Source organism: Salmonella sp. SAL04196 (assembly GCF_046550835.1).
In the GTDB taxonomy this organism is placed as follows: domain Bacteria; phylum Pseudomonadota; class Gammaproteobacteria; order Enterobacterales; family Enterobacteriaceae; genus Salmonella; species Salmonella enterica.
Map to the genome: position 1 here is coordinate 13,698 of NZ_JBGDXE010000005.1, position 21,659 is coordinate 35,356.

At 53.4% G+C, this 21,659-nt stretch carries 15 protein-coding genes; 8 read left to right on the plus strand and 7 right to left on the minus strand.

The genetic code is table 11. The annotated features are described in order from the left end of the window. Position 1 precedes the first annotated feature (1 nt). Entirely contained in the window at positions 2–637 is a 636-nt protein-coding gene (gene yfhb / locus ACLJPE_RS17035) for a phosphatidylglycerophosphatase C (protein ID WP_000253554.1), read from the plus strand. A gap of 24 nt (positions 638–661) precedes the next feature. Beyond that, on the plus strand, positions 662–1,213 hold the full coding sequence (gene tadA / locus ACLJPE_RS17040; RefSeq protein ID WP_001134558.1) for a tRNA adenosine(34) deaminase TadA: 552 nt from the start codon (positions 662–664) through the stop codon (positions 1,211–1,213). Between the two features lie 50 nt (positions 1,214–1,263). On the opposite strand, the gene mltF is transcribed toward tadA, so the two are convergent. Together mltF and ACLJPE_RS17050 are read right to left on the minus strand one after the other, a co-directional pair. Beyond that, a complete protein-coding gene (gene mltF / locus ACLJPE_RS17045) occupies positions 1,264–2,808 on the minus strand; it encodes a membrane-bound lytic murein transglycosylase MltF (protein WP_000734244.1) in 1,545 nt (514 codons plus the stop codon). After that, on the minus strand, positions 2,809–3,039 hold the full coding sequence (locus ACLJPE_RS17050; protein ID WP_001667158.1) for a hypothetical protein: 231 nt from the start codon (positions 3,037–3,039) through the stop codon (positions 2,809–2,811). It abuts the gene before it with no gap. A 24-nt stretch (positions 3,040–3,063) separates the two neighbouring features. Between ACLJPE_RS17050 and purL the strand changes: the two genes are divergently transcribed. The 5 genes from purL to glnB all read left to right on the plus strand — a co-directional run bounded on the left by purL (position 3,064) and on the right by glnB (position 11,544). Continuing rightward, a complete protein-coding gene (purL, locus tag ACLJPE_RS17055) occupies positions 3,064–6,951 on the plus strand; it encodes a phosphoribosylformylglycinamidine synthase (protein WP_039514343.1) in 3,888 nt (1,295 codons plus the stop codon). A gap of 647 nt (positions 6,952–7,598) precedes the next feature. Beyond that, positions 7,599–9,029: a two component system sensor histidine kinase QseE/GlrK gene (gene qseE / locus ACLJPE_RS17060; RefSeq protein WP_001676035.1), complete on the plus strand. Its 1,431-nt coding sequence runs from the start codon at positions 7,599–7,601 to the stop codon at positions 9,027–9,029. 1 nt (position 9,030) lies between these two features. Continuing rightward, positions 9,031–9,795 carry a two-component system QseEF-associated lipoprotein QseG gene (gene qseG, locus ACLJPE_RS17065; RefSeq protein WP_001054248.1) on the plus strand — a complete coding sequence of 255 codons (765 nt, stop codon included), beginning with the start codon at positions 9,031–9,033 and terminating at the stop codon, positions 9,793–9,795. Further along, a complete protein-coding gene (gene glrR / locus ACLJPE_RS17070) occupies positions 9,795–11,129 on the plus strand; it encodes a two-component system response regulator GlrR (RefSeq protein ID WP_024131115.1) in 1,335 nt (444 codons plus the stop codon). The genes qseG and glrR overlap by 1 nt, the downstream gene beginning before the upstream one ends. Before the next feature lie 76 nt (positions 11,130–11,205). Next, positions 11,206–11,544: a nitrogen regulatory protein P-II gene (gene glnB / locus ACLJPE_RS17075; protein WP_000717694.1), complete on the plus strand. Its 339-nt coding sequence runs from the start codon at positions 11,206–11,208 to the stop codon at positions 11,542–11,544. A gap of 48 nt (positions 11,545–11,592) precedes the next feature. Here glnB and dtpD read toward each other — a convergent pair whose 3' ends face one another. From dtpD to hmpA, 5 genes are all read right to left on the minus strand, one after another. Beyond that, positions 11,593–13,053, minus strand: a complete 1,461-nt coding sequence (gene dtpD / locus ACLJPE_RS17080; RefSeq protein ID WP_000856793.1) for a dipeptide permease DtpD — start codon at positions 13,051–13,053, stop codon at positions 11,593–11,595. Positions 13,054–13,108: 55 nt separating this feature from the next. After that, positions 13,109–15,253, minus strand: a complete 2,145-nt coding sequence (gene cadA / locus ACLJPE_RS17085) for a lysine decarboxylase CadA (protein WP_001100652.1) — start codon at positions 15,251–15,253, stop codon at positions 13,109–13,111. A gap of 82 nt (positions 15,254–15,335) precedes the next feature. Then, positions 15,336–16,667: a cadaverine/lysine antiporter gene (cadB, locus tag ACLJPE_RS17090; protein ID WP_000100008.1), complete on the minus strand. Its 1,332-nt coding sequence runs from the start codon at positions 16,665–16,667 to the stop codon at positions 15,336–15,338. Between the two features lie 360 nt (positions 16,668–17,027). Beyond that, positions 17,028–18,575, minus strand: a complete 1,548-nt coding sequence (gene cadC, locus ACLJPE_RS17095; RefSeq protein ID WP_001187155.1) for a lysine decarboxylation/transport transcriptional activator CadC — start codon at positions 18,573–18,575, stop codon at positions 17,028–17,030. Positions 18,576–18,755: 180 nt separating this feature from the next. Beyond that, positions 18,756–19,946, minus strand: a complete 1,191-nt coding sequence (gene hmpA, locus ACLJPE_RS17100; protein WP_039514340.1) for an NO-inducible flavohemoprotein — start codon at positions 19,944–19,946, stop codon at positions 18,756–18,758. A gap of 324 nt (positions 19,947–20,270) precedes the next feature. Here hmpA and glyA point away from each other — a divergent pair, with 324 nt between their 5' ends. Beyond that, positions 20,271–21,524, plus strand: a complete 1,254-nt coding sequence (gene glyA, locus ACLJPE_RS17105; protein ID WP_000919178.1) for a serine hydroxymethyltransferase — start codon at positions 20,271–20,273, stop codon at positions 21,522–21,524. The last annotated feature ends 135 nt before the right edge of the window (positions 21,525–21,659 follow it).

Consider the following 21,659-nt stretch of genomic DNA (forward strand, 5'->3'; position numbering starts at 1 on the left):
TTTGGTCAGCCACGAGCGTCGTGTCGTCTTTTTTGATTTGGATGGAACGTTACATCAACAGGATATGTTCGGCAGTTTTCTGCGTTATTTGCTGTGCCGTCAGCCGCTAAATGCGCTGCTCGTACTGCCGCTGTTGCCCATTATCGGTATCGGTTTACTGGTAAAAGGGCGTGCGGCCCGCTGGCCGATGAGTCTGTTATTGTGGGGCTGTACTTTTGGCCATAGCGAAACGCGTTTGCAGGCGCATCAGGCGGATTTTGTCCGTTGGTTTCGCGCTAACGTCACGGCGTTTCCGGTTGTACAGGAGCGTCTGACCACCTATCTATTGAGCTCTGACGCGGATATCTGGCTTATTACCGGTTCTCCGCAATCATTGGTAGAGCAAGTCTATTTTGATACGCCGTGGTTGCCGCGCGTTAACCTCATCGCCAGCCAGATGGCGCGACGGTATGGCGGCTGGGTATTAACCGTGCGCTGTCTGGGCCATGAAAAAGTCGCGCAACTGGAACGTAAAATCGGTACGCCGCTGCGTCTTTATAGCGGCTACAGCGACAGCAAACAGGATAACCCGCTGCTTTATTTTTGCCAGCATCGCTGGCGGGTGACGCCGCACGGCGAGCTGCAGCAGCTCGAATAGTGAAACGCATAGCGTCTGTGTATAATGCCGCCCGCTTTCATTACCGGAGTTATCTCTTTGTCTGATGTCGAATTAGATCACGAATACTGGATGCGCCACGCGCTGACGCTGGCGAAACGCGCCTGGGACGAACGCGAGGTTCCGGTTGGCGCGGTATTGGTGCATAACCATCGTGTCATTGGCGAAGGCTGGAACCGACCCATTGGCCGCCACGATCCTACTGCGCATGCTGAAATAATGGCGCTGCGTCAGGGAGGTCTGGTATTGCAGAATTATCGGTTACTGGATACCACGCTGTATGTCACACTGGAACCCTGTGTGATGTGCGCAGGCGCTATGGTGCATAGCCGCATTGGACGCGTTGTCTTTGGCGCGCGCGATGCAAAAACCGGCGCGGCCGGATCGCTAATTGATGTGCTGCACCATCCGGGAATGAATCACCGGGTCGACATTATTGAAGGGGTGCTGCGCGATGAATGTGCGACGCTGCTCAGTGATTTTTTCCGTATGCGTCGTCAGGAAATTAAAGCCCTGAAGAAAGCCGACCGTGCGGAAGGCGCGGGGCCGGCACTATAGCGCAATGCCGGATAAGACGTTGCGCGTCGCCATCCGATAAGACCATCGCACTATTTTTCTTCTTTCTTCTGCGGCGTAAACAGTAAAGACGGCGAATGCGTCAGGTAGCCTGATGACTGCGATAAAAACGACAGGAGGGGGAAGGGCGCTTTATTCAGCTCCTCCGGCGACACCGCCGGGTAATCCTGCGCCAGTTTCATGGCTTCCGCTTCCTGCTTTTCTTTTTCCTGCAAATACCCCACTAAACTTATCTGGTATTTACGGATATTTTCCACATAAGCATAAGCCTCATGTCCACGCGCGTAACCGTAGGTTAGCTTACTGTAATACGGTTTTTGGCTTAACAGCGGCAAACGCTGCTTCACATCGGTCCAGCTATCCGGATTGCCTTTGGTTTTTACCGTCAGCGATCTGGCATCGAGCATGTGCGCATAACCCATATTGTAGGCGGCTAAGGCAAACCAGATACGCTCGTCTTCCGGAACGGTTTCGGGAACTTTAGCCATCATATCTTCAAGATAGCGAGCGCCGCCGCTGATGCTTTGCTCCGCATCGGTACGGTCGGTCAGCCCCAGACTTTGGGCGGTATTTTTAGTCAGCATCATCAGGCCGCGCACGCCGGTTGGCGAGGTCGCCAGCGGATCCCAGTGCGATTCCTGATAAGAAATCGCCGCCAGCAGGCGCCAGTCTATCTGTTTGGCATATTTTTTAAATAACGGTTCCAGCTCCGGCAGGACGTTATCCACCGCTCGCAGGAAAGAGCGGGTATCAACGTAGTCGAAATCATCGCCATGCCCCAGATATTTCTCTTCGATCCGCGCCAGAGAACCGTCTTCATTGATCGAATTGAAAAAATCGAGCAGCGCGGCGGAGAGCGTATTATCGTCGTCCAGTCGGCTAAACCAGGTCACGGGCTGTTCATCCGTGACATCCAGCGCCACGGCCAGTTCGGGATGAACGCGCTGAAACAGACTGATCGCCACTGAATCGGCAATGGTGTAATCCAGTTTGCCGCTGATGACCTCTTCCAGCAGCGTCGTCGAGCCTTTTTTATCATCCACCTTCCAGCTCAGGTCGGGAAACTTTGTCTCTTTTAAACGCTGTAAATCATTGACCACGACGTGCCCTGGCGCAATGGTAAGCTGATTCTCGTTAACGGTCGCCAGCGAGCGTGGGCGATATTGTCCGACCCGGTAGACGAGCTGTTGCGAAACCGAGTAATACATGGGGCCGGGCTGATAGTTTTTAACGCGCGTGCTGTCGTAGACCAGCCCAGCCGCGAGCAGGTCGGCATTGTCGTTATCCAGATCGTCAAACAACTGGCTGATATTCTGGCGCACCGTCACTTTCAGCTTCACGCCGAGATAGTTGGCGAACTGCTGCGCCAGTTCATAGTCCAGACCATATTTTTTACCGTTGATAACGGAATAGGTTAATGGCGAGTCGATCGTACTGACGCGCAGTACCCCCCGGGCTTGAATCGCGGCGATATGGTTTTCGGTTTTACCGAACCAGGGGATTGAGGGCCAAAGGGCTGCTGCCAGCAGCAGCGTCAATATGCCGATGAACAGATAATTAATCTTTAATTTTTTCAATTAGTTAATTCTCTGGATCGTGCGTTGCCTCGGGCTGAAAAAGATGTTTTGCTGCAATAGATAAGTCATTAATGAGCGGCATTTTGCGTAACAATGCGCCAGTTGGCAACTTATTCGCAACGATAGCCGCACCGTATGACAAGAAAAAGCGGTGATTTTATTTCTACGCAAACGGTTTCGTCGGCGCGTCAGATTCTTTATAATGACGGCCGTTTCCCCCCTTGCGCACACCGAAGCTTAGAAGACGAGAGACTTATGATGGAAATTCTGCGTGGTTCGCCTGCACTGTCTGCATTCCGTATCAATAAACTGCTGGCGCGCTTTCAGGCTGCCAACCTCCAGGTCCACAATATATACGCTGAGTATGTCCATTTTGCTGACCTGAACGCCCCGTTAAATGATAGCGAGCAGGCGCAGCTTACCCGTCTGCTGCAATACGGCCCGGCGCTTAGCAGCCATACGCCGGCGGGTAAACTCCTGTTGGTCACACCGCGTCCTGGTACCATCTCCCCCTGGTCTTCAAAAGCAACGGATATCGCCCACAACTGCGGCCTGCAACAGGTTGATCGTCTGGAGCGTGGCGTAGCGTACTATATCGAGGCTTCGACGTTGACGGCGGAACAGTGGCGACAAGTGGCCGCAGAGCTGCACGACCGTATGATGGAGACGGTGTTCTCTTCTTTAACCGATGCGGAAAAATTGTTTATCCACCATCAGCCTGCGCCGGTTTCCAGTGTCGATCTGCTGGGAGAAGGCCGTCAGGCGTTAATTGACGCCAACCTGCGTCTCGGTCTGGCGCTGGCGGAAGATGAAATCGACTATTTGCAGGAGGCGTTTACCAAACTGGGGCGCAACCCGAACGATATCGAATTGTACATGTTCGCCCAGGCGAACTCCGAGCACTGCCGCCACAAGATTTTTAACGCCGACTGGATTATCGACGGTAAACCGCAGCCGAAGTCGCTGTTTAAAATGATTAAAAACACCTTCGAAACCACGCCGGACTATGTGCTCTCTGCCTATAAAGACAATGCCGCGGTGATGGAAGGATCTGCGGTGGGGCGCTACTTCGCCGACCACCATACCGGCCGTTACGATTTTCATCAGGAGCCCGCGCACATTCTGATGAAGGTCGAAACGCATAACCACCCAACCGCCATCTCTCCGTGGCCGGGGGCGGCGACCGGTTCCGGCGGCGAAATTCGTGATGAAGGTGCCACCGGGCGTGGCGCGAAACCAAAAGCCGGGCTGGTGGGCTTCTCCGTTTCCAACCTGCGTATTCCGGGCTTTGAACAGCCGTGGGAAGAGGATTTTGGCAAGCCGGAACGTATTGTCACCGCGCTGGATATCATGACCGAAGGTCCGCTGGGCGGCGCGGCGTTTAACAACGAATTTGGTCGCCCGGCGCTGACCGGTTACTTCCGTACTTATGAAGAGAAAGTGAACAGCCATAACGGTGAAGAGCTGCGCGGCTACCATAAGCCGATCATGCTGGCGGGCGGGATCGGTAACATTCGCGCCGATCACGTGCAGAAAGGCGAGATCGTCGTCGGCGCGAAGCTGATCGTCCTTGGCGGCCCGGCGATGAATATCGGCCTCGGCGGCGGCGCGGCATCGTCAATGGCTTCCGGCCAATCTGACGCTGACCTCGACTTTGCTTCCGTACAGCGCGACAACCCGGAAATGGAACGCCGCTGCCAGGAAGTGATCGACCGCTGCTGGCAGTTGGGTGATGCCAACCCAATCCTGTTTATCCATGATGTGGGCGCGGGCGGTCTCTCCAATGCGATGCCGGAGCTGGTGAGCGACGGCGGGCGCGGCGGGAAGTTCGAACTGCGCGACATTCTTAGCGACGAGCCGGGCATGAGCCCGCTGGAAATCTGGTGTAACGAATCCCAGGAGCGCTATGTGCTGGCGGTCGCGGCTGACCAGTTGCCGCTGTTCGATGAACTGTGTAAGCGCGAACGTGCGCCGTATGCGGTCATTGGCGACGCTACCGAAGAACAGCATCTCTCGTTGCATGATAACCATTTCGACAATCAGCCGATCGATCTACCGCTGGATGTCCTGCTGGGCAAAACGCCGAAAATGACCCGCGATGTGCAAACATTGAAGGCGAAAGGCGATGCGCTGAACCGCGCGGATATCACGATTGCCGACGCGGTAAATCGTGTTCTGCATCTGCCGACCGTGGCGGAAAAAACCTTCCTTGTCACTATTGGCGACCGTACCGTCACCGGTATGGTGGCGCGTGACCAGATGGTTGGCCCGTGGCAGGTCCCGGTGGCTGACTGCGCGGTCACTACCGCCAGCCTCGACAGCTACTACGGCGAAGCGATGTCGATTGGCGAGCGCGCGCCGGTGGCGCTGCTGGACTTTGCCGCCTCCGCCCGTCTGGCCGTCGGTGAAGCGTTGACTAACATTGCCGCGACGCAGATTGGCGATATCAAGCGCATCAAACTTTCCGCTAACTGGATGGCGGCAGCCGGTCATCCTGGCGAAGATGCCGGTTTGTATGACGCGGTTAAAGCGGTGGGAGAGGAACTCTGTCCGCAGCTTGGCCTGACGATTCCGGTGGGCAAAGATTCGATGTCGATGAAAACCCGCTGGCAGGAAGGCAACGAACAGCGCGAAATGACCTCGCCGCTGTCGCTGGTGATTTCCGCGTTTGCCCGCGTGGAAGACGTGCGTCACACCCTTACGCCGCAGCTGTCAACGGAAGATAACGCCTTGCTGCTGATCGATCTTGGCAAGGGCCACAACGCGCTGGGCGCAACGGCGCTGGCGCAGGTCTATCGTCAGCTTGGCGACAAACCCGCGGACGTGCGTGACGTCGCGCAACTGAAAGGCTTCTATGACGCCATGCAGGCGCTGGTCGCTGCGCGTAAATTACTGGCCTGGCACGACCGTTCCGACGGCGGTCTGCTGGTGACGCTGGCCGAGATGGCCTTTGCCGGCCACTGCGGCGTGCAGGTCGATATTGCCGCGCTGGGCGATGACCATCTGGCCGCACTGTTCAACGAGGAGCTGGGCGGCGTGATTCAGGTACGCGCTGAAGACAGAGACGCGGTCGAAACGCTGTTGGCGCAGTACGGTCTTGCTGACTGCGTCCACTACCTTGGTCAGGCCCTGGCTGGCGATCGCTTTGTAATTACCGCTAATGATCGGACGGTATTCAGCGAAAGCCGTACTACGCTGCGTGTCTGGTGGGCGGAAACCACCTGGCAGATGCAGCGTCTGCGCGACAATCCGCAATGTGCCGACCAGGAACACGAGGCGAAAGCGAATGATGCCGATCCGGGCCTCAACGTGAAGCTGTCGTTTGATATTAATGAAGATATCGCCGCGCCGTACATTGCGACAGGCGCACGACCGAAAGTCGCTGTACTGCGCGAGCAGGGAGTGAACTCTCACGTGGAGATGGCGGCGGCGTTCCATCGTGCGGGCTTTGACGCGATTGACGTCCATATGAGCGACCTGCTGGGCGGTCGTATCGGTCTGGGCAACTTCCATGCGCTGGTGGCTTGCGGCGGCTTTTCCTACGGCGACGTGCTGGGGGCGGGTGAAGGCTGGGCAAAATCCATTCTGTTTAACCATCGGGTGCGCGACGAATTCGAAACCTTCTTCCATCGTCCGCAGACGCTGGCGCTTGGGGTGTGCAACGGTTGCCAGATGATGTCGAATCTGCGCGAGCTGATCCCGGGCAGCGAACTGTGGCCGCGTTTTGTACGTAACCATTCTGACCGCTTCGAAGCCCGCTTCAGCCTGGTGGAAGTGACGCAAAGCCCATCGCTGCTGCTGCAAGGAATGGTAGGCTCACAGATGCCGATTGCGGTTTCCCATGGGGAAGGGCGCGTTGAGGTGCGTGACGATACGCATCTTGCCGCGCTTGAGAGCAAAGGCCTGGTCGCCCTGCGCTATGTAGACAATTTCGGCCACGTGACCGAAACCTATCCGGCTAACCCGAACGGTTCGCCGAACGGCATCACGGCGGTGACGACCGAAAACGGTCGGGTGACGATTATGATGCCGCATCCGGAACGCGTATTCCGCACCGTCGCCAACTCCTGGCACCCGGAAAACTGGGGCGAGGATAGCCCGTGGATGCGTATCTTCCGTAATGCGCGTAAGCAGCTTGGTTAATTAGCCCGATAGCCATTAAGCCCCTCTTCACGAGGGGCTTTTTGTAGACGGCGCTTATCAGGCCCACGGGGAAGCGTGGTTGTAGCTACCGTCTTGAACGTCAAGCGGTAGGCCGGATAAGGCGTTTACGCCGCCATCCGGCAATAAACTAGTGCTTATGCCGCAAGATTAAAGTGTCGGGAAATCCCGACATGAGCGGGGGTAGCTTGTCGCCAAAAAGAGACATTTAACAATTTGATTTTAAATGATTTTATTTTTGGGTGTTGCAGGTGTTGCTGATTGGAGACAGAAAGGGTAAAAAACAGGCAGAGCCATTTTGAGCATGAATAACGATATTTTTCATATCTATCATTATGTTAACAAAGTCTTTTGAATGTTGGCACAATTACTGCATAATGGTAACCAGTGGCTCATTCACCTTCTTATGTCAGCCCCTTAGGGATGCGCTACATAAACTTCGAATGACGCACAACAAGGTGCCTGCCGTCCAACTTCTGATAATAGCGTAGCTTTATCAACCTCCGGGCGAAACGTCGAGTTAGGCACCGCCTTATTCCATAACAAAGCCGGGGTTAGCCCGGCTTTGTTGTATCTGGCGCTTCCCTCGGTTAGCATCTTTTTTATTCTTCTTTTATGTGAGCGACACGTTGAAGCGCTGGTCTGTTTTCCCCCGTTCTTTACGACAATTGGTCATGCTGGCCTTTTTGCTGATCCTGCTGCCGTTGCTGGTTCTGGCCTGGCAGGCGTGGCAAAGCCTTAACGCGTTAAGCGATCAGGCTGCGGTGACTAACCGCAGCACGCTTATTGACGCCCGGCGCAGCGAGGCGATGACCAACGTCGCGCTGGAGATGGAGCGAAGCTACCGACAGTATTGCGTGCTTGACGATCCGACGCTGGCAAAAGTGTATCAAAGCCAGCGTAAGCGCTATAGCGATATGCTGGACGCCCATGCCGGCGTCTTGCCGGATGATAAGTTGTATCAGGCGTTACGCCAGGATTTAAACGCGCTGGCGCAATTGCAGTGTAAAGATAGCGGCCCGGAAGCGGCAGCGGCCGCGCGTCTGGAGGCCTTTGCCAACGCTAATACGGAAATGGTGCAGGCGACGCGTACTGTGGTTTACTCGCGTGGGCAGCAGTTACAACAAGAAATCGCCGAGCGCGGACAATTTTTCGGCTGGCAGGCGCTGGTGCTATTTCTGGTGAGCCTGGCGATGGTGCTACTTTTTACCCGCATGATTATCGGGCCGGTGAAAGGAATTGAACGGATGATTAATCGCCTGGGCGAAGGCCGTTCTTTGGGGAATACCGTCACCTTTACCGGTCCGCGTGAATTACGATCGGTGGGGCAGCGCATTATCTGGCTGAGTGAGCGTCTGGCGTGGCTGGAATCCCAGCGCCATCAGTTTCTACGTCACTTGTCCCATGAGCTGAAAACTCCGCTGGCCAGTATGCGCGAGGGGACAGAGCTGCTGGCCGATCAGGTGGTTGGGCCGCTGACGCCGGAGCAAAAAGAGGTGGTCGATATTCTGGATGACAGCAGTCGTAATTTACAAAAATTGATTGAGCAATTGCTTGATTACAACCGGAAACTGGTAGACAGTGCCACAGAGCTGGAAGCGGTCGATATCGCGCCGCTTGTGGATATGGTGGTTTCCGCCCACAGTTTGCCTGCCCGCGCTAAAATGATGCATACCGATGTCGACCTGGAGGCCGAACGCTGCATAGCAGAGCCCATGTTGCTGATGAGCGTGCTGGATAATCTCTATTCCAACGCGGTGCACTATGGCGCTGAATCCGGTAACATTTGTATCCGTAGTCGTTCTCAGGGCTCCACGGTTTATATCGATGTGGTTAATAGCGGCGAGCCGATTCCGCAAACCGAAAGAGAAATGATTTTTGAGCCTTTTTTCCAGGGAAGTCACCAGCGAAAAGGGGCGGTAAAAGGCAGTGGGTTAGGGCTGAGTATCGCCAGAGATTGTATTCGTCGAATGCAGGGAGAGATCCAACTGGTGGATGACAAAGCGCAGGAAGTTTGTTTTCGCATCTCACTGCCGCTGCCTGCATCTGACAAACACTAATATGAATTTAAGCCTGGTGCGTATGTCACACGTTTTAGTCCAAACTATTAAACGATGCCTTTTGCGGTGGGGAATACCGGTGGGCATATCGTGTCTGGCGCTGACCGCATGTGTTCCCCATGCTTCACAGCAACTGCCCGGCAGCGCAGCGCAGGACACGCTCCCCCATTATCAACTGGCGGATTATCTCCCGACGGCGTGCGCGGATATCTGGTCGCTACGCGGGCAGGCGGTAGAGACGAATCCGCTGTACTGGCTACGCACGATTGACTGCGCCGATCGTCTGATGCCGGTTCAGTCGCGCGCAGAGGCGCGCGCGTTGACGGATGATAACTGGCAGAATGCCTTCAGGCGCGGGATCTTACTGGCGGATGCAAAAATTACGCCGCCGGAGCGGCGCGCCATAGTGACCCGTCTGGAGGCGTTAAGCGCGCAAATACCGGCTCAGGTACGGCCCGTCTACCAAATCTGGCATGACGGTCAGGCGCTGCAATTAGCGCTTTCTGCCGAACGTCAGCGTTATAGCAAACTCCAGCAAACGTCAGATAGTGAGCTGGATGCGCTGCGCCAGCAGCAACAGGCCTTGCAAACGCAGCTCGATCTTACCACCCGTAAGCTGGAGAGTTTAACCGATATTGAGCGCCAGCTTTCGACACGAAAACCGTCAGGGAATTACAACGCCGATACGCCGCATACCAATGACAAACCCGCGACGTCTGAAGATGGCGCGGCGCCGTCGCCGTCACAAGATGAGGTAACGCCATGATAAGCCGTAAACCGGCGCACCTGTTGCTGGTCGATGACGATCCCGGATTACTGAAATTGCTCGGTATGCGCCTTACCAGTGAAGGATACAGTGTCGTGACCGCAGAGAGCGGTCAGGAAGGACTGCGGGTACTGCATCGGGAAAAAGTGGATCTGGTAATAAGCGACCTGCGCATGGATGAAATGGATGGTATGCAACTGTTCACAGAAATTCAGAAAGTACAGCCGGGAATGCCGGTTATCATTCTGACGGCGCATGGTTCCATTCCGGATGCGGTGGCCGCTACCCAGAAAGGCGTATTCAGCTTTTTGACGAAGCCGATCGACAGAGACGCGTTATATAAAGCGATAGATGAAGCGCTGGAGCAGTCCGCTCCCGCGACGGACGATAGCTGGCGCAACGCTATCGTTACCCGTAGCCCGCTGATGCTGCGACTGCTTGAACAGGCGCGCATGGTCGCACAGTCGGATGTCAGCGTATTGATTAACGGACAAAGCGGCACCGGGAAAGAGATTTTCGCACAGGCGATTCATAATGCCAGCCCGCGCAGTAACAAGCCGTTTGTCGCCATTAACTGCGGCGCGTTGCCGGAACAGTTGCTGGAGTCCGAATTATTCGGCCATGCGCGCGGCGCCTTTACCGGCGCAGTGAGCAATCGTGAAGGGTTGTTCCAGGCGGCGGAAGGCGGCACGCTATTTCTGGATGAAATTGGCGATATGCCCGCGCCGTTACAGGTGAAGCTGCTGCGGGTGTTACAGGAGCGCAAAGTCAGACCGCTGGGCAGCAATCGCGATATTGATATCGACGTGCGAATTATTTCCGCGACGCACCGCGATCTGCCGAAGGCGATGGCGCGGGGCGAATTTCGTGAAGATTTGTACTACCGGCTGAATGTCGTGAGCCTGAAAATTCCGGCGCTGGCGGAGCGTACCGAAGATATTCCGCTGCTGGCTAATCATCTGCTCAGACAGTCGGCACAGCGGCATAAACCGTTTGTTCGCGCCTTTTCTACTGATGCAATGAAACGGCTGATGACGGCAAGCTGGCCGGGCAACGTGCGCCAACTGGTCAACGTCATTGAACAATGCGTGGCGTTAACCTCTTCGCCGGTGATCAGCGATGCGTTGGTCGAGCAGGCGCTGGAAGGCGAAAATACCGCGCTGCCCACCTTTGCCGAAGCGCGAAACCAATTTGAACTGAACTATCTGCGCAAGTTACTGCAAATTACCAAAGGTAACGTGACGCACGCGGCAAGGATGGCGGGGCGCAACCGCACGGAATTCTATAAGCTACTCTCCCGTCACGAACTGGATGCGAATGATTTCAAAGAGTAGTTTTCATGCCGTAAAGTAGCGCGAAATATGTTACGTTTAACCGATCAAAACACAGGCGACCTTTTCAAGGAATAGCATGAAAAAGATTGATGCGATTATTAAACCCTTCAAGCTGGACGATGTCCGTGAAGCGCTGGCCGAGGTAGGTATTACCGGGATGACGGTAACTGAAGTCAAAGGCTTTGGCCGTCAAAAAGGCCACACCGAGCTGTATCGCGGCGCGGAATATATGGTGGATTTTCTGCCGAAGGTAAAAATTGAAATCGTTGTGCCTGACGACATCGTGGATACCTGTGTTGACACCATCATTCGTACCGCGCAGACGGGGAAAATCGGCGACGGTAAGATTTTTGTCTTTGATGTTGCCCGTGTTATTCGTATCCGTACTGGCGAAGAAGACGACGCGGCTATCTGATGTGCCGATTCGCTGCCCGTCTCCTCCTTGTGGGCAGCGAACCACCGTTTAATCGCCCTGCGGTAGCGCCGACGTAGTCCGGGTGCAAACCCATCTCAGGCCGACAATGGCGACGATCAGCGCCACGCAACTTAGCGTCCACTCGCCCATTTGCGAGAAAAAGTGTCCGTAGGCGGCTACCGCCGTATCACTAATTTGCGATTCCGTGGTTTGTTGCGCGACGACGCCAGCCAGCCAGTTAGCGACCGCGCCGGTCGCCAGCATATAAATACCGGTCAGTACGCCCGTGACGCCAGGCAGGTTGAGGCGGGTAATTTGCGCCATCGCGACTGGATCAATAAACAGCTCCGCAAAGCCCATCAGCGCCAGCCCTGCGATCATCATTCCCATTGATGCCTGCCCGTCTAACCGGGCCTGATGCGCGTTTAGCGCCAGCAGCATAAAACCGCCGCCCATTAATACCAGCCCCACGGCAAATTTAAGCCAGACGCGCAGCACCGAGCGGGCGCTCTCTTTCGGGCTGCTCAGCCACGCCAGCACCACGCCCGCCGCCATCACCGCAATCGCATTGACCGACTGGAACAATGCGGTGGGGACGGTCATGTTTAGCCAGTGGCGGTTGACAAAACGGTCGATGAATAAACTGATCGAACTTCCGCCCTGCTGCGCCAGAACCCAGAAGAGAGTGCCGGTGATCATTAACAGAACGATTTGCCACAAGGCGCGACGGTGTTCGGGAAATTTAACCATAATACGGGCGATAAGTTGCGCCGCGAAGACGCAGACAATGGCCAGCACATAGCCAGACCAGTTATTTTCCAGCAGGAGGGTGAAGAATACCGGCGCGATACACAGCATTAATACCAGCCAACCCCAGGTTGGAAGGGCGAATTTAACCGCCCGCAGCGCGGGGCGATTAACACCACGCGTCTGCTGAAAGTGGCGATGACCGCTTAAAAAGATGAGCAGGCCGATGAACATTCCCACGCCCGCCAGCGCAAAGCCGACATGCCAGCCATACCACTGCGCCGCCAGACCACAGGCGATCGGCGCGGCTATCGATCCAATATTCCCGGCGGCGTAGAGCAGCGAGAAGCCCCCGTCGCGGCGGTTGTCATCAGGGGCGTAAAGTTCTCCCAGCAGACAGCTAATATTGGATTTAAACAAGCCGTAGCCGCAGATAATAATGGCCAGCGCCGCATATAAACTCAGCGTTGAATCAGATTCTAAGCCCAATACCACATGACCCAGCGTCATCAATAAGGCGCCGGTGATAACCGCCACGCGGTTGCCAAGCAGGCGGTCGGCAAGCCAGCCGCCAAGAATAGGGGTAACGTAAACTAAGGAGGCGTAGGCGCTGAAGAGGTTGATCGCGTGGCTGTCATTAAAACCAAGCTGGTGGGTAAGATAAAGGATGAGTAAGGCACGCATGCCGTAAAAGCTGAAGTATTCCCAAATTTGAATCGCCACGATGTAAAAAATCGCGCGCGGTTGTGAGGGTGTTTTCATAAAGTCTCCTTGCTGCGTGAAAAAAGGGAAGTGGCAAGCCACTTCCCTTTGGTACTTATTTCGTATTTTCTTTCAGCACCTTAACGGTGTAACGTCCGTCTGCCTGACGATAGGCGCCGTGGATATCGGTTTCGAAGCCCGGATAGTGGGCGCCGATTTCGCACAGCATTTGCAGGAATTCCAGTACCGGACGGCTTTCCTCGGTGATCATTTCACCAGGCATCACCAGCGGCACTCCCGGAGGGTAAGGAAGGATCATGTTGGCGTTGACGCGACCAACCATCTCTTCAAGATACACCTCTTCCGTTTCGCCATGCAGCTCTTTCTGGAACGCAGTATACGGCGTCATCACCATTTTCGGCAGCACTTCAAACGCACGGTACATTAAGTCCGGCAGATTATGATGTTCGACCAGTTTATGAATATTCTGCGCCAGTTCCTGGATGCGCATATTTTCATAAAACTCAGGCGCTTCGCGGTACAGTGCTGGCAGAATGTTTTTGACGCGCAGGTTCAGGTCAAAGGCGCGTTTAAATTCAGTGAGCGCGCGCAGCAGGCTCAGAGCTTTGGTTTTGTCGATACCAATGCTGAACAGGAACAGCAGGTTGTATGGACCGGTTTTTTCTACGATGATGCCGCGTTCATCGAGATATTTGGCGACCAGACTTGCCGGAATACCGAATTCATCCATCGTACCGTCTTTCTTCATCCCCGGCGTCAGGATAGTGACTTTGATCGGGTCGAGGTACATGTGTTCGTTATCGATATTTTTGAAGCCATGCCATGCGCTATCTGAACGCAGCGGCCAGCACTCAGCCCCATCGATATGTTCCGGCTGCCATACGTCAAAGAACCAGCCGTCAGATTCGCTTTTCAGGCGTTTAATTTCTTTACGGAATTTAATCGCACGTTCAATAGAGCCGTTAATCAGGCGTTTACCCGCATTACCTTTCATCATCGCCGCTGCGGTTTCAGTAGACGCTACGATACCGTAGTGCGGAGAAGTGGTGGTATGCATCATGTAGGCTTCGTTAAAGGTTTCTTCGTTAATGTCGCCTTTAACATGAATCATGGATGCCTGTGAAAACGCCGCCAGCAGTTTATGCGTGGACTGGGTTTCATAAATGATTTTGCCTTCTACACGGTCGCCGCTCATACCGCATTTACCCTGATAAATAGGGGAGAAATTGGTATAAGGCACCCAGGCGGAGTCAAAATGAATGGACTTCACATCCAGAGTTTTCTTGATGTAGTCAGTGTTATACAACAGACCGTCATAGGTTGAGTTAGTAATAACAGCATGGACCGGCCAGGTTGCGTTAGGCGTCTCTTTTACCCGTTTAGCGATAGTGGCGTGCTGGAACTCGCTTTGCGGAATACCGCCAAGAATACCGTAGGCGTTACGGGTTGGGCGGAAATAAATCGGCGTAATGTCGCTCATCATCATCAGATGGGTCAGCGATTTATGGCAGTTACGGTCAATCAGTACCGTGCTGCCTGCCGGCGCGGAGTACATACCGACGATTTTGTTCGCCGTAGAGGTGCCGTTCGTCACCATGTAGCTACGTTCGGCGTTAAAGACGCGGGCGATATACTCTTCCGCTTCTTTATGCGGGCCGGAGTGGTCCAGCAGCGAACCCAGTTCGGAAACGGAAATCGAAATATCGGATTTCATCGTGTTCGGGCCGAAGAAATCATAAAAGATGCTGCCGACGGGGCTTTTCTGGAAAGCGGTCCCGCCCATGTGACCAGGCGTACAGAAAGTATATTTCCCTTCGCGCACATATTTGAACAGTGCTTTTGTCAGCGGCGGCAGAATATTGTCGATGTATTCATCGGTATTCTGGCGAATTTTCGCCGCGATATCGGCTGCGGCGCCTAAAGCATATTCAAAGAAGCGAACCTGCATTCTCAGATCGTTGAGGCTGACGTCCAGCGTAGAGTAGCTGTTGGCGAAGGCGTACAGCGGCATATACTCGTTCAGCTTGCTAATCTCTTCGCAAAGCTCAAGGTTATATTTATCCCAGTCGAAAATGACGCCGCAAAGGCGGGAGTTATTTTCAATCAGCTTCAGCAGGTCTTCTCGGTCGTTTGGATAGACGATACGGAAATTTAAACCTTCCAGTGCACGATGCAGTTCACGAATAGGCTCTTCTTTAAAGTAGACGCCCATGTGGTTCATGATAGCAATAACGTTCATAGTCTTGTTCCTGGTAAAGTGGGCCCCTCCCGCTACGCTATAGCAGGTGACGAAAGGGGCTTTGAGAAAAAGGAGTTAGCGGTTAAAGCGCTTCAGCCGTATTGTTGTCGCTGTCGTTGTTCTGGCGCTGGTGCATTTTGCGACCGTAGAACATCAGGATGATCAGACTGACGATAAAGGTGCCGGAGAGTTCGAAGGAGCTGGCGCCCATCAGTGCGATGAAGCAAAATGCGCAGCCCAGTACAGAACAAATCAGGCTTACCGAGTTACGGATGTTGAACCCTTCGAAGCGAATCAGGTCAACACAGGAGTAGAAGTACGGCAGCATGGTAAGCAGTACGGCAATCCCGGTCAGTTCGCCGAACAGGTCGGACGCTTTACCGCCGCTGGAGTTCATGATGGTGATCAGAATCATCAGCGCCGTCATTTTCACCGCAGCCAACAGCAGACCTTTTTTCGGAATACCGTTTTTATCCATTTCACCGTAAATTTTCGGGAAGTTGCCGTCGTTGGCGGCGCGAACCCCAGCCTGGCCGACCAGCATCATCCAGGAGCCCAGAGACGTCAGGCAGGCGAAAGCGGTAAAGGCGGAAACCAGCGGCGCAGCCCAGCCACCCAGAATCGTGGAGGTACTGATAGCGAACGGCGCGCCGGAAGAGGCCATAACGGAAGCTGGGAACATCCCGGCGATAACCTGAGTCGCAGCGATATAGATGATGCCTGCCAGCGCGGTACCCAGCATGGTTGCCAGAGGTACGGTGCGTTTCGGGTTTTTCACCATGCCGGTGCTGACGGCGGCAGACTCAACGCCAACGAACGCCCACAGGCAGAGCAGAATACTTTTAACAATGGCGTGAGAGTCGGTCGTCGTAGACGTGTTCCAGTTCGCGTGATAGGTCGCGATATCGAACCAATGCCAGCCGGCGACTGCGGTCAAGACTACCGGGATCAGCACCAGGAATAGGCCAATCGTTGTTAAGCGGCTGACCCAGGCCCCGCCCAGCATATTAATAAAGGTGAACAGCCAGACGATAGCAATACAGGCAATACCTGCCGGTATTGGATTATTTAATGCCGGGAAGAATGTAGAAAGATAAGAAACAGCGGTAATGCCGATGGCTAAGTTACCAATCCAGTTTGCGTGATAATAAAGAACACCGGTCTGGAAACCAAACGCCGGAGATATTTCCCCAGCATAAGCGATAGGGCCACCCTGTTGAGGGTTTTTGGTTGCCAGCCTCGCATAAACATAAGCCAGCGACATTGCCCCAATAATAGAAATTACCCAGCCCCAGATGGCAATGCCACCAATACTGGCAAGGTTGGCGGGTAATAATGCAATCCCGCTCCCCATCATATTACCGGCAACGACGCCAGTACAGGCAAATAGCCCGATCTTTTTGACAGAACTCATGTTCATTTCTCCTGAGCTGTATTTTTAAGAACCGGGCTTATGCTTCATATATGCTGCGTGCCCGTTCAACTGTCGACAAGATTAACGAATGGGTTGAGATAAGTCCTAAAGAAAAAGTGAAATAAACACAAACATGAAAAAACTGATAGATTGATTTTTTTGAATTAACATATAAATATCATGAAAAATATCATGAAAGGATAAACATCGTTTAATTACAAAGAGTTATATTTACATATCTTTGCGATGAATATGTTGCCAAAATTAACATAAGCTATTTTTGGCAACATGTTTTTCACAAAATAAAAGCGAAAAATTTAATATCTTTTCGCTTTTATTTGTCATGGTTCAGCGTTAAATTTAATCTTCTGCCAGAAAACTATTCAGATAAGGGACAATTTTCTGAACGGATGTCTGAAATACGCCGTTCTCGATCCAGTACAGAGTGTTTTCACCTGGACGTAAATTAAAGGCGGTCAGATAGGCATCAGCGGCCAGACGATTCTCACCTTTCATTTCGTAAACTTTCCCCAACAGGACATAGTTAAACCACGACATTTCAAGCTCGATGCTTTTATTGATTTCCTCATACGCTGCATCGATATCACCTTTGCCTAACAGATCAACGGTCTTGATTTTATAATAAACAGACGTTTTCTCAACGCCCGGAATTTGATCTATTTTTTTAAACTCTTCGTTCAGTGCGGCCACTTGTTCTTTATCAAACGGCTGTTGTGATTGCCGTAATACATCTACCAGCACTTTATATTCATAGGCATAGTTGAAATCAGGCGTTTCCTTAATAATGCCATTCAGAATATCGCTGGCTTTACCTAGCGCCTGCGCATCGCCGCTCAGAATAAGCTGGCGCGCCTCATAAAAACGCATCAGCGCGGTATTTTGCGGCGTTCTGAACAGGGCCAGTTGTTCTCGCATACGATTAGGCCAGGGCTGTGTTAAAACGAAAGACAGGCTATTAAACAGATCATCCTGGATGGACAACTGGTTAGTATTGGTGACGAAATAACGCTTATCCAGCATGGTTGAACCATCGGCGTTATCAATGAGCACCACAGACATAAAGCACTGCTGCGCCCGATAGTGGCGCTGATTGACAAACTGAATGGTTAACGTCTTACCGGAGCTGCTTGGCTCATTGACCCGGTAATTAGTTTTATCGTGCACCATAAAGGTCGAGTAGGTGTTCAGCAAGTCGGTGATTAAGCCGCCCAGACCGATGGCGTAGGACTCCTGCGAGACCCAGTTATTACAGGAATTGCCGCCTTCAAAACGAACATCTATATCTCGTGGGTTAAGTAATAACCGCGTTTTTGTTACCGCGGCATTATGATCTACCACCGACATCACGATAAACACCACCAGCGTCGCCAGCGAGAGTAGGAACATTACCCACGTCCAGAAAGCGGCGATACGCGGCTTTTTCGCCTTTTTAGTCGGCGTTTGCAAAGAGGCGGGCGGCACAGGCGTAGCGGCAGTAGCCCCCTCTGCTGGTTCTGCATTCGTTGCTGCGATCGGCGGCGGCGGCGGCGACGTTGATGAATTATCGATCTCATCGCTATTTTCTTCGCACCAGATAACCGGCGCCGTCAGCTTATAGCCGCGTTTAGGTACGGTAACAATGTATTCAGCATTGCTGTCTCCGCCATCTCTTAATGATTTGCGTAGTTCAGAAATGCTTTGGGTGACAACATGGTTGGTCACGATGGTGCGCATCCAGACATGATCAATAATGTTATCCCGGCTTAACACTTCATCCGGGTGATGCGCAAAATACATCAGAAGATCGATCAGCCGTGGTTCAAGAGTAATCTGGCGTCCCTGACGACTGATCTGATTAACAGAAGGTGTAACCAGCCACTCTCCAATGCGTACAACAGGTTGCTGCATAAAAAGATGCCCTAACGAGCTAAGTCAAACGTTAATAATAACACGATTTGCACAGACTTTTTTTATTCCCCTTTTTTGTAAAAGAAAGGCATAAAAAGCAGCGCAATAAGCAGGGGGCGGGAAGGAAAACGGGCGTTCGCCTTAACGATAACGCCCGTTTTTTCAGCGGATTTCTTGCAATTACAGCACTTTATGCGGGCCGAAGCATTCGTAATGAATGTTTTCGTTATTCACGCCAAGGGAAACCAGTTGTTTTGCGGCAAACTGCATAAAGCCTACCGGGCCGCAAAGATAGAACTGCATTGCCGGATCGCTGATTGCGGCTTCCAGTTTGCTTAAATCCATCAGCCCTTCGCTGTCAAAGACGCGTTGGGCGCGATCGGCCTCGGTCGGTTCGCGGTACCAGGTATGGGCAGTGAAACGTGGCAGTGTACGGCCCAGCTCGCTTACTTCGTCGGCAAACGCATGAACGTCGCCGTTCTCCGCCGCATGGAACCAGTTCACCTGCGCGGTATGCTGTTCTTTCGCCAGCGTATCGAGCATCGCCAACATCGGCGTCTGGCCGACGCCAGCGGAAATCAGCGAAACGGGGGTATCAGCGGCGACATTCATAAAGAAGTCACCTGCCGGCGCAGCCAGATGTACCACATCGCCCACGCTGGCGTGGTGGTGTAACCAGTTTGATACCTGGCCGCCGTCTTCACGCTTCACGGCAATACGGTACCCTTTGCCATCGGGTTTACGGGTCAGTGAATATTGGCGGATCTCCTGATGCGCAAAACCTTCCGGCTTCAGCCAGACACCCAGATACTGCCCGGGACGGTATTCCGCCACCGTACCGCCGTCGACCGGTTCAAACTCAAAGCTGGTGATCAGTGCGCTACGTGGGATTTTCGCAACGATGCGGAAGGGGCGCGTGCCTTCCCAGCCGCCGTTTTTGCTGGCGTTCTCGTGATAAATCTCGGCTTCCCGATGAATAAAGACGTTAGCCAGTACGCCATAGGCTTTGCCCCACGCGTCCAGCACCTCCTGGCCCGGGTTGAACATTTCGTCCAGCGTCGCCAGCAGATGCGTCCCGACGATGTTGTACTGCTCCGGCTTAATCTGGAAGCTGGTGTGCTTCTGCGCGATTTTTTCTACCGCCGGCAGCAACGCCGGTAAATTTTCGATATTGCTGGCATAGGCCGCGATAGCATTAAACAGGGCTTCGCGCTGATCGCCGTTACGCTGGTTGCTCATATTGAAGATTTCTTTGAGCTCCGGATTATGCGTAAACATACGGTCGTAGAAGTGGGCGGTCAGTTTCGGTCCTGTTTCAACCAGCAGGGGAATGGTGGCCTTTACTGTAGCGATGGTTTGTGCGTCAAGCATACGTGCTTCCTTTATGTGAAAATCTAATGATGTATATCAAATGCATCTTATAAAAATACCCTTGCATTGTAAATGGATCTTCTCTGCTTTACGTTATGGAGGTAACAACGTGAAAAATCTGCATCACAAAGCTGAAAAGAAATCCGTTGAAATTCGTCAGGCTCTCGTTCAGGAAACCCTTATCTGACGCATAGGTAATCGTTTGCGTAAAAACCTTTGTCAAGACCTGTTATCGAAGAATGATTCGGTTATACTGTTGGCCGAAGTCCCACGGACTGCCTTTTCAGGCACAAATTTTATTGTTAGCTGAGTCAGGAGATGCGGATGTTAAAGCGTGAAATGAACATTGCCGATTATGATGCCGAGTTGTGGCAGGCTATGGAGCAGGAAAAAGTACGTCAGGAAGAGCACATCGAACTGATCGCCTCCGAAAACTACACCAGCCCGCGCGTGATGCAGGCGCAGGGGTCTCAGCTGACCAACAAATACGCTGAAGGTTATCCGGGCAAGCGCTACTACGGCGGTTGCGAATACGTTGATGTCGTTGAGCAGCTGGCTATCGACCGCGCGAAAGAACTGTTCGGCGCCGACTACGCTAACGTGCAGCCGCACTCCGGTTCTCAGGCTAACTTTGCTGTTTACACCGCGCTGCTGCAGCCGGGCGATACCGTTCTGGGTATGAACCTGGCGCAGGGCGGCCACCTGACTCACGGCTCCCCGGTTAACTTCTCCGGTAAACTGTACAACATCGTACCTTACGGTATCGATGAGTCCGGTAAAATTGACTATGACGAGATGGCGAAGCTGGCCAAAGAGCACAAGCCGAAGATGATTATCGGTGGCTTCTCTGCCTACTCCGGCGTGGTTGACTGGGCAAAAATGCGTGAAATCGCTGACAGCATCGGCGCATACCTGTTTGTCGACATGGCGCACGTGGCGGGCCTGATTGCCGCAGGCGTTTACCCGAACCCGGTTCCCCATGCGCATGTGGTCACCACCACCACCCACAAAACCCTGGCGGGTCCGCGCGGCGGCCTGATCCTGGCGAAGGGCGGCGATGAAGAGCTGTATAAAAAACTGAACTCCGCCGTCTTCCCAAGCGCGCAGGGCGGCCCGCTGATGCACGTGATCGCGGGTAAAGCGGTAGCACTGAAAGAAGCGATGGAGCCGGAGTTCAAAGTTTACCAGCAGCAGGTGGCGAAAAACGCCAAAGCGATGGTAGAAGTGTTCCTGAACCGCGGCTACAAAGTGGTGTCTGGCGGCACTGAGAACCACCTGTTCCTGCTGGACCTGGTGGATAAAAACCTGACCGGTAAAGAAGCTGACGCCGCGCTGGGCCGTGCTAACATCACCGTGAACAAAAACAGCGTGCCGAACGATCCTAAGAGCCCGTTCGTGACTTCCGGTATCCGTATCGGTTCTCCGGCGGTTACTCGTCGCGGCTTCAAAGAAGCGGAAGTGAAAGAGCTGGCTGGCTGGATGTGCGACGTGCTGGACAACATCAATGATGAAGCCACCATTGAACGCGTGAAAGCGAAAGTACTGGATATCTGCGCCCGCTTCCCGGTTTACGCGTAAGCGCTTATGTTGTGAAAATGGCCCGATGGCGCTGCGTCTGTCGGGCATTACTTATGCGCCATAACGTGACGCCGCCGGAAGTCATTATCCGGCGGCGTTGCCGTTTGAACTTCTCCCTCCGCTTGTTAATCTTAT